Origin of the sequence: Moorena sp. SIO4G3, from assembly GCF_010692305.1 — a bacterium.
In the GTDB taxonomy this organism is placed as follows: Bacteria; Cyanobacteriota; Cyanobacteriia; order Cyanobacteriales; family Coleofasciculaceae; genus Moorena; species Moorena producens_A.
Window position 1 is genome coordinate 1 of record NZ_JAAHIG010000732.1, and the last position, 1,427, is coordinate 1,427.

Sequence of the window (1,427 nt, forward strand, 5' to 3'; positions counted from 1 at the left end):
GACAGGGGTAGAGTTGGCAGGAGCTTTAATTGAGTTAATTACAGATACCTTAGCTAAAGACTATCGGGAACTTGATTTAAAACAAGTAAAAGTAATCTTAATTCATTCAGGAAATAGATTGCTTGCTAATTTTCCCGATCATTTAGGATACTACACTGAGCAAGCGCTATGCCGTCGGGGAGTTCAAATTCATTTTAACACTCGTGTTACTTCGGTCATGCCTGGAGCCATTGAATTAGAAGAGGGTTCGATAATTGAAACAGGAACTATTATTTGGGCTGTAGGAGTAAAAGCTAATCTTCCTGTAGACTCTGAAAAGTTAGCTACAGCTAGGAAATATCAAGTTTGTGTGCGCTCAACTTTGCAATTATTAGAACATCCAGAAGTCTATGCTGTGGGAGATGTTGCCTATGTTAAGCAAGACGGCAAAGCACTTTTAGGGATTGCACCTGAAGCTTTACAGCAAGGAACGGCAGTCGCTAGTAATCTCAAACGACAGCTTAGAGGATTATCTCTCAAACCTTTTAATTATTTCAACAAGGGAACAGCAGCAATTATTGCTCGCAATGCAGGAGTTGCTTATCTGTTTGGCAGAATTTCCTTAAAAGGCTGGTTAGCTTGGCTGTTATGGTTAGGGATCCATTTATATTATCTTCCCGGTTTATCAAATCGTTTAACTGTTTTGGGTAGTTGGATTAGAGATTATCTCACAGGAGAACGCAACGTACGCCAAATTTTCCCTGTGTCTAGCTCTACCAAAATCACTTTTTCCGACATACGATAACCAGGCTAAAGGCATCTTGTTGCTTAAATTAGCCGACTGGCTAATTTAACAGTACTTGCCATCTGGCTTATATCTACAACAGATCTAAGCATCACTTAAAATAGTCTTAACCAACTCAATAGCAGCATCTGGACTTGTTGCCAAAAAAACATTCTCCTGGGAAAGACTACAGAAAAACTGTTGACTCTCGGGATGGTCACTCAACAAAACTACTTTTTTCCAACTTTTTAGAGCCCAGCAATTAAACCCCTAAAAATAGGTATAAATCGGTATTTAATATCATAAAATGGACATTGACATTTTGCTAGCGATAGAGTAATATTAAAGTATTAGGACTCAGATTTGACGATGCCCAAAAAAGTAGGAGTGACCAAGAAAATATCAACCCAGATTGTTCCTGTAGTGGGGATGACTGAGTCGGTTGAACTTGAGTTGTTGTCCACGATGAATAAATTGGGCGTCGTCAGGTCTGAGTCCTACAACAAATTGGGCAGCATCAGCCATTGGGGACTTGACTGGGTGCGGCTCGTTCCAACTAGGAGCCTTCAGCGACTGAAGGGGTATGAGTTGGGGACTTGCGCAGGATAAAACCTGAAAAGTCTAACTACCTATCGGATGCAGGTGAAAGCCCTGCCTATGAGGA

Annotated in this window: 1 protein-coding gene and 1 pseudogene; both read left to right on the top strand. The window is 40.8% G+C overall.

The features are described 5' to 3' along the window. On the top strand, positions 1–784 hold a 784-nt coding region (locus F6J99_RS45005; protein ID WP_293123931.1), incomplete at its 5' end, for an FAD-dependent oxidoreductase. A 348-nt stretch (positions 785–1,132) separates the two neighbouring features. Beyond that, positions 1,133–1,303 (top strand): annotated as a pseudogene (locus F6J99_RS45010) (transposase); the annotation flags it as partial. Positions 1,304–1,427 lie beyond the last annotated feature (124 nt).